Origin of the sequence: Stutzerimonas stutzeri (assembly GCF_000935215.1) — a bacterium.
GTDB lineage: Bacteria > Pseudomonadota > Gammaproteobacteria > Pseudomonadales > Pseudomonadaceae > Stutzerimonas.
In genome coordinates this window covers 1-7,505 of record NZ_JXXD01000102.1, presented here as the reverse complement: position 1 = coordinate 7,505, position 7,505 = coordinate 1, and the positions used below count along the sequence as shown (strand labels likewise).

Below are 7,505 nucleotides of genomic sequence, written 5' to 3'. Positions count from 1 at the left end.
AGGGGAGAGGGGGCTGTTGGTGCGGGGAGCGGAAAGCGACGTCGACCTGAGCCTTACGATGGGCAGGCTGCGGGGCCTGGCTGTAATGCCGGATGTGAGCGAAGTATGGAAGACCGCCCCATGGAAAGCGGCGAAGCCTTTTCCACCTTTTCGATTCGGCGTGGCTGGAGGTGGGCAAGCTGCGCGTTGTCCACCCTACGTAGGAATCAGCCATTGGCGTTGGCCACCAGCGCGAAGGAGCTGAGGCTGACGCAGTGCTCGCGGGTCAGGTATTCGCGGCGCTCCAGGCGGTCGCGCTGGAAGCGGGCGTCGCGGGACAGGCGCGAGAACCAGTAGAGCAGCTCGTCGGTGGCGCCCTCGGGTTCCTGCTCCAGCAGCCAGGCCATCAGGTCCGGTAGCGGCAGTGCCTGCTGGCAGCGCTCGATCATCTCGCGGGCGGTGCGCGGTGCGCGCGGTTGCTCGCCCTTGCGCTTGCCGCTGGCCCGGGGGAATTGCGCCGGTTTCGGCTCGAAGCGGGCCAGGGCGTAGACGTAGGCCTCGACCTGGCTGGCGGTGCCGAGAAAGGTGCTCTGCGGACGGGTGAACAATGGCAGCGAAGCCTGCGGTACGGCGTCCAGGCCCTTCTTGCGGATCGCCGACAGCGCCAGCGCCGCGCCGCGGGTCACGGCATTGTGCCGGCGCGCTTCCTCGCGCAGCGGCAGCAGCAGCTCGCGGGCCTTGCGCAGCGTCAGCTGGGCGGTGGTCTGCATCTCGAGGATGCGCGCATGGGTGCGCACGAGCAGATCGTCGTCCACCAACTGGCCGAGGCGCTGCTGCTCGCCGAGTAGCTTCATCAGTACCTGCTCGACGCGGTGCACGCCCTGCTCGAAGGCACCGTCGGCGGAAACCAACTGAATCATTGGCTCGACGTATTCGTCCCAGGTCGCCAGCACCTCGGCATAGCGCTGGCGCAGCGGAATCTGACGGTCGCTGGTCTTGGCCCGGTCGGCCACGGCGACCAGCGCCTGTTCGTCGTTATCAAGCTTCTTCAGTACATCGCGCACGCGCATGTCGAGCAGGCGCAACTGGCGGGCCAGATCGTTGCCGTCGCGAATCTCGAAGGCATCGAGAATATGTCCGGCCAGACGCTCAAGATGGCGCAGGTAGGCTTCGATCTCCAGGCACAGGCCGAGGCGGTGCTCGCGGCGCAGGTAGGCGAGGAAGTCGTGGATCTGCGCGTTCAGCTCGAAGCGGTTGGGGCTCTTGGCCACCGGCACCAGGATGTCCAGGCGGATCCACTGGTCGAGCAGGGCAGTGATATCGGTGGGCGTGCCTTCGGGCAGTTGCGCGGCCAGCTGATGACGAAGTTCGACCAGGCTCAGGGTGCCGGCGTCGAAACGCTCGCACAGCGGCTCGAGCAACGTCCAGTGTTCGGCGAGGGCACGCAGTACGCGCTTGGGTTCGATCATCGAGGCGCCAGTCCAGCCAGTGAAAAAGCGCGAATTGTACTGCATTGAGCTCCGGGTGAAGGGCCGCCCGGCGACTGGAAACGCACTACGTGACGTCAGGCGGGTAATTCACCCGAACGTCATCGCACCTGGGCTAGGCTGTCTGCCATCGGCGTTAGCCGCCGATAGCGGCATTACCGGATGTCCTGAATGATGACGAAGTGTTGAAAAACTATTCCGATATGCGTTGGTAATCGGCACAATTCGCGGCTTTTGCAAACGGGGGGCTGCCGGCTCCCGCCGGGCGAACTACCTGGGGCACGTAGACATGATCAAGACGCCGTATTACCTCATCGATAAACAGAAGCTCCTGGGCAATCTGGAGAAGATCGCCTACGTGCGCGAGCAGTCCGGCGCCAAGGCCCTGCTGGCCCTCAAGTGCTTCGCCACCTGGTCGGTGTTCGACCTGATGCAGCAGTACATGGACGGCACCACCTCGTCCTCACTGTACGAGCTCAAGCTCGGCCGGCAGAAGTTCGCCGGCGAAACCCACGCCTACAGCGTGGCCTGGGCCGACGACGAGATCGAAGAGATGGTCGCCAACTGCGACAAGATCATCTTCAACTCCATCTGCCAGCTGGAGCGCTTCGAGGCCGGCACCGAGGGCACCATCCGTGGCCTGCGCGTCAACCCGCAGGTCAGCAGCTCGGACTACCTGCTGGCCGACCCGGCGCGGCCGTTCAGCCGCCTGGGCGAGCACGATCCAGCGAAGATCGAGGCGGTGATCGGCAAGATCAGCGGCTTCATGTTCCACAACAACTGCGAGAACAGCAGCTTCGAGCTGTTCGACCAGATGCTGACCACCATCGAGGAGCGCTTCGGCCACCTGCTGGAAAAGGTCGAGTGGGTCAGCCTCGGCGGCGGTATCCACTTCACCGGCGAAGGCTATCCGCTGGATGCCTTCTGCGCGCGGCTGAAAGCGTTCTCGGAAAAATTCGGCGTACAGGTCTACCTGGAGCCGGGCGAAGCGGCGATCACCATGAGTGCGTCGCTGGAAGTCACGGTGCTCGACACCCTGTACAACGGCAAGAATCTCGCGGTGGTCGACAGCTCGATCGAAGCGCACATGCTCGACCTGCTGATCTACCGCCTCAACGCCAAGATGGCGCCCAGCGACGGCGAGCACAGCTACATGGTGTGCGGCAAATCCTGTCTGGCCGGCGACATCTTCGGCGAGTACCAATTCGATCGTCCGCTGGCCATCGGCGATCGGCTGTCGTTCATCGACGCGGCAGGCTACACCATGGTCAAGAAGAACTGGTTCAACGGCCTGAAAATGCCGTCCATCGTGGTAAAGCAGCTCGACGGCAGCGTCGAGGTGGTTCGTGAGTTCGACTTTAACGATTACCTGTCCAGCCTTTCCTGAGGCCGCAGTACAAGGGGGTGAAACAATTGAAGAAAAACGTTCTTATCATTGGTGCAGGAGGTGTCGCCAAGGTGGTGGCCCATAAGTGCGCGCAGCACAACGACGAACTCGGTCGTATTGCTATCGCGTCGCGCAACATCTCCAAATGCCAGGCCATCATCGACAGCGTGCAAGCCAAGGGCGGGCTCAAGCAGCCCGGCGAAATCAAGGCCTATGCGCTGGACGCCATGGACGTGGAAGCGACCAAGGCACTGATTCGTGAAACCGAATCGCAGATCGTCATCAACGTCGGTTCTGCCTTCCTCAACATGTCCGTGCTGCGCGCCTGCATCGATACCGGCGCCGCGTATCTCGATACCGCGATCCACGAAGAGCCGGGCAAGATCTGCGAAACGCCGCCGTGGTATGGCAACTACGAGTGGAAGCACCTGGCCGAGTGCCAGGAAAAGGGCGTCACCGCCATCCTCGGCGTCGGTTTCGACCCGGGCGTGGTCAACGCTTACGCTGCCCTGGCGCAGCAGAAATACTTCGACAAGATCGAGTCGATCGACATCCTCGACGTCAACGCCGGTTCCCACGGCAAGTATTTCGCCACCAATTTCGACCCGGAAATCAATTTCCGCGAATTCACCGGTCAGGTTTACAGCTGGCAGAACAGCCAGTGGACGACCAATCGCATGTTCGAGGTCAAACGCACCGACGACCTGCCGGTCGTGGGCGAACAGAGTCTCTACCTGACCGGCCACGACGAGGTGCACTCGCTGTCCAAGCACCTCGATGTACCGAACATCCGCTTCTGGATGAGCTTCGGCGAGCACTACATCAACGTCTTTACCGTGCTGAACAGCCTTGGCCTGCTCTCCGAGCAGCCGGTGCGCACCGCCGAAGGCCTGGAAGTGGTACCGCTCAAGGTAGTCAAGGCCGTATTGCCTGATCCCGCCTCGCTGGCGCCGGGCTATACCGGCAAGACCTGCATTGGCGATCTGGTCAAGGGCACGAAGGACGGGCAGCCTCGCGAGCTGTTCATCTACAACGTTGCCGACCATGAAGAAGCCTATGCCGAGACCGACAGCCAGGGCATCTCCTACACCGCCGGCGTACCGCCGGTTGCCGCCGCGCTGCTGGTAGCGCGTGGCGAGTGGGATGCGCAGCGCATGGTCAACGTCGAAGAGCTGCCGGCCCACCCGTTCCTCAAGCTGCTCGATGTGATGGGTCTGCCGACCCGGATCAAGGATGAGCACGGCGACCGGGCCTGGGATCAGTAAGCCAGCGACAAGTTGCACGCAAGAACGAAAGGCCCCGCTGCTCTGGTAGCGGGGCCTTTTGCTTTGTTGGCGGCGCGGCGGTGGATGTAAAAAGCGACATCCACCCTACGTGCTGTTTTTGCCTTGCATGGCTCTAGCTCGCTCGATCAGCCTAAAGCCCGCCTAAAGGCGGGCTTTGTGTTTTCTGGCGTAGGGTGGAAAACGCCGAAGGCTTTTCCACCGACGGGGAACGCTGGTGGAAAACGCTTCGCGGTTTTTCACCCAACGCTGCAACAACCCAAGCCAAACGCAGCTTCGCCTTTCCGCTTTGTTCATTTCACGCGACAATCCGCGGACTACAGCGCCCCCTGAGAGGCGCTCGGCAGCCGTGAGGATTTCCTATGAGCAGCAACGATCGCGTCATCATCTTCGACACCACCCTGCGCGACGGCGAGCAGAGCCCCGGCGCGTCCATGACCGGTGAGGAAAAGCTGCGCATCGCCCGTGCGCTGGAGCGGCTGAAGGTGGACGTGATCGAAGCGGGCTTCGCCATCGCCAGCCCGGGCGATTTCGCCGCGGTGAAGCTGGTTGCCGACAACATCAAGGACAGCACCGTGTGCAGCCTGGCGCGCGCTGTCGATGCCGACATCGAGCGTGCCGCCGAAGCACTGGCCGGCGCCAACTCCGGGCGCATCCACACCTTTATCGCCACCAGCCCGATCCACATGCAGTACAAGCTGCGCATGCAGCCGGACCAGGTGGTCGAGCAGGCGGTGCGTGCGGTGAAGAAGGCGCGCAACCTGTGCGCCGACGTGGAGTTCTCCTGCGAGGATGCTGGCCGCTCGGAGATCGATTTCCTCTGCCGCATCATCGAGGCTGCCATCGACGCCGGTGCGCGCACCATCAACATCCCGGACACCGTCGGCTATGCGATTCCGCACCAGTACGCCGACACCATCCGCCAGCTGCTCGAACGCATCCCCAATGCTGACAAGGCGGTGTTCTCGGTGCATTGCCACAACGACCTGGGTCTGGCCGTGGCCAACTCCCTCGCGGCAGTGGTCGCCGGTGCGCGGCAGGTGGAGTGCACGATCAACGGCCTCGGCGAGCGTGCCGGCAACGCCGCGCTGGAAGAGATCGTCATGGCGATCAAGACCCGCCAGGACCTGCTCGATGTGCACACCCGCATCGAGACCGAGCACATCCTCGCCGCTTCGCGCCTGGTGTCGGGCATCACCGGCTTCCCGGTGCAGCCGAACAAGGCCATCGTCGGCGCCAACGCCTTCGCCCACGAGTCGGGCATCCACCAGGACGGCGTGCTCAAGCACCGCGAAACCTACGAAATCATGTCCGCCCAGTCGGTTGGCTGGAACGCTAACAAGATGGTGATGGGCAAGCATTCCGGCCGCGCCGCATTCCGTTCGCGTCTGGATGAGCTGGGCATCCTTCTGGAAGGCGACGAGCTGAATGCCGCGTTCGCCCGCTTCAAGGAGCTGGCGGACAAGAAGCACGAAATCTTCGACGAAGACCTGCAGGCACTGGTCTCCGACACCCTGGCCGACGAAGCGCCTGAGCACTTCAAGCTGGCCACCCTGGAAGTCGCGAGCAAGACCGGCACCATCCCCGAGGCTAAGCTGGTGCTCAGCGTCGACGGCGCCGAGCGTAGTGCCCAAGCCCAGGGTTCCGGCCCGGTCGATGCAACCTTCAAGGCCATCGAGGCGATTGCCGATTCTGGCGCCACGCTGCAGCTGTATTCGGTCAACGCCATCACCCAGGGCACTGACTCCCAGGGCGAGGTCACCGTGCGGCTGGAGAAGGGCGGACGCATCGTCAATGGCAACGGCGCCGATACCGATATCGTCGTCGCCTCGGCCAAGGCTTACCTCAACGCGCTGAACCTGATGCAGGTCGGCGCCAAGGCACATCCGCAGGTGGAAGGCGTTTGATCAACGAAGCCCGGCGTCGCGCCTACCTCGACGCCATGCAGGTAGCCAGCTGGCTGCCGCGTACTGAGCTGCCGTTCGCCGCACCGTCGCGGCCGGAGTTGCTGTTGCCGGTCGCGGCCGAAGCGGAGCCAGAGATTGCCGCTGCACCTGTAGCAGAGGTGTCCGTGGCCGCTCCAGTTGCGGAGCGGTCGGCCGCAGCGCCGGCAGTCGAGCAGCCGCAAGCGCCGCGCCCACGTATCGCCATGCCGGAACCCAAGCAGCCGGAACCGGTTGCTGCTGCGGCGGTAGAACAGGCGGCCGAACCGGCCAAACCCATCGAGCCACCGCCACGTTTCTCGCTGCAGCTGATGCGCGCCGGCAACGTGTTGCTGGTGGTGGAATTGCCCACCGGCGAATCCTTCCAGAGCCGCGACCCGGCCTACATCCTGCTCAAGGACCTGCTGCGCGCCGCACGCCTGCCGGACAAGCCGCAGCAGGTCGGCGATGGCGAGCCGATTCGCTGGCCGCTGCTGAACAAGGGCAGCCTCGACCAGGGTGGAGAAGCCGCACGAGATTACGTGCAGGGCGTGATGGCCGCCGAGCTGGAAAACATGGGCTGCGATTGCATTTGGCTGATCGGTCGTCCGGCGCTGCGTTTCGCCGGTGAAGTGGATGTCGACGCTTGCTATCGCGAACTGGCTGTCGAAGGGCTCGGTCGCGCACTGGCGATGCCCGGCCTGGAACAGCTGATGGAGCAGCCGGCTGCCAAGGCCGAGCTGTGGAAAACCTTGCGCCGCAGCATGCCGCGCTGGCACATAGGTTCATGAGTACGTGTGATGAGTGATGCTGTCAGCTTCCGCCCGATGACCGCGGCGGACATCGAAGCCGTGTTGAAGATCGAGTACGCCGCCTTCAGTCACCCCTGGACGCGCGGCATCTTCAACGACGCGCTGAGTGCCTACGAGTGCTGGGTGATGTTCGAGGGCGAGCAGCAGGTCGGCCACGGTGTGATCAACCTGATCCTCGACGAGGCGCACCTGCTCAATATCACCGTCAAGCCGCAGAGCCAGGGCCGCGGCCTCGGCCTGCGCCTGCTCGAGCATCTGATGGAGCGTGCCCGCGAACGCGGCGGCCGCGAATGCTTCCTCGAAGTACGTGCGAGCAACACCACGGCCTATCGGCTTTACGAGCGTTATGGCTTCAACGAAGTTGGCCGGCGCCGGGCCTACTACCCGGCGGCAGACGGCCGTGAAGATGCGCTGGTGATGGCCTGTACGCTGCTGGATTAACTGCTGCGGGCGGAGCTCCAGCTCTGAGCCGGAGCTCGCCGGCGTCTACGTCTCGAGGTTGCCGATCTCCGACCGTTGCCGCTCTCGAAGGGCGGATCACGCTTCACCGAGCCACCGTGCTCGCGTCACGGTGGATGTAAAAAGCGACATCCACCCTACGTCTACTGGACTGATACCTCGGGCAGAGGCTCCGG

The 7,505-nt window shown here is 63.6% G+C and carries 6 protein-coding genes; 5 read left to right on the top strand and 1 reads right to left on the bottom strand.

Features of this window, described 5'->3' with window-relative positions; all coding sequences use genetic code 11:
* Positions 1-206: 206 nt before the first annotated feature.
* Positions 207-1,493 (bottom strand): Mks condensin complex protein MksB, encoded by a 1,287-nt coding sequence (mksB, locus tag LO50_RS11750; RefSeq protein ID WP_044315110.1) that lies wholly within the window; start codon positions 1,491-1,493, stop codon positions 207-209.
* Between the two features lie 262 nt (positions 1,494-1,755).
* On the opposite strand from mksB, the gene LO50_RS11745 reads away from it, so the two are divergent.
* From LO50_RS11745 to rimI, 5 genes are all read left to right on the top strand, one after another.
* A complete protein-coding gene (locus tag LO50_RS11745; RefSeq protein ID WP_044315109.1) occupies positions 1,756-2,853 on the top strand; it encodes a carboxynorspermidine decarboxylase in 1,098 nt (365 codons plus the stop codon).
* A gap of 26 nt (positions 2,854-2,879) precedes the next feature.
* Positions 2,880-4,118, top strand: coding sequence for a saccharopine dehydrogenase family protein (locus tag LO50_RS11740; RefSeq protein ID WP_044315108.1), 1,239 nt, complete (start codon positions 2,880-2,882; stop codon positions 4,116-4,118).
* A gap of 380 nt (positions 4,119-4,498) precedes the next feature.
* Positions 4,499-6,043 carry a 2-isopropylmalate synthase gene (locus LO50_RS11735; protein WP_044315107.1) on the top strand — a complete coding sequence of 515 codons (1,545 nt, stop codon included), beginning with the start codon at positions 4,499-4,501 and terminating at the stop codon, positions 6,041-6,043.
* A complete protein-coding gene (locus LO50_RS11730) occupies positions 6,040-6,849 on the top strand; it encodes a hypothetical protein (RefSeq protein ID WP_044315106.1) in 810 nt (269 codons plus the stop codon). Before LO50_RS11735 ends, LO50_RS11730 begins: the two co-directional genes overlap by 4 nt.
* A 9-nt stretch (positions 6,850-6,858) precedes the next feature.
* Positions 6,859-7,311 carry a ribosomal protein S18-alanine N-acetyltransferase gene (rimI, locus tag LO50_RS11725; protein WP_003281964.1) on the top strand — a complete coding sequence of 151 codons (453 nt, stop codon included), beginning with the start codon at positions 6,859-6,861 and terminating at the stop codon, positions 7,309-7,311.
* Positions 7,312-7,505: the final 194 nt, after the last annotated feature.

What these genes read in the sequence shown, in the direction of transcription:
- mksB (WP_044315110.1), bottom strand. Translation starts at nt 1,493, where the DNA reads ATGCAGTACAATTCGCGCTTTTTCACTGGCTGGACTGGCGCCTCGATG.
- LO50_RS11745 (WP_044315109.1), top strand. Translation starts at nt 1,756, where the DNA reads ATGATCAAGACGCCGTATTACCTCATCGATAAACAGAAGCTCCTGGGC.
- LO50_RS11735 (WP_044315107.1), top strand. Translation starts at nt 4,499, where the DNA reads ATGAGCAGCAACGATCGCGTCATCATCTTCGACACCACCCTGCGCGAC.
- rimI (WP_003281964.1), top strand. Translation starts at nt 6,859, where the DNA reads ATGAGTGATGCTGTCAGCTTCCGCCCGATGACCGCGGCGGACATCGAA.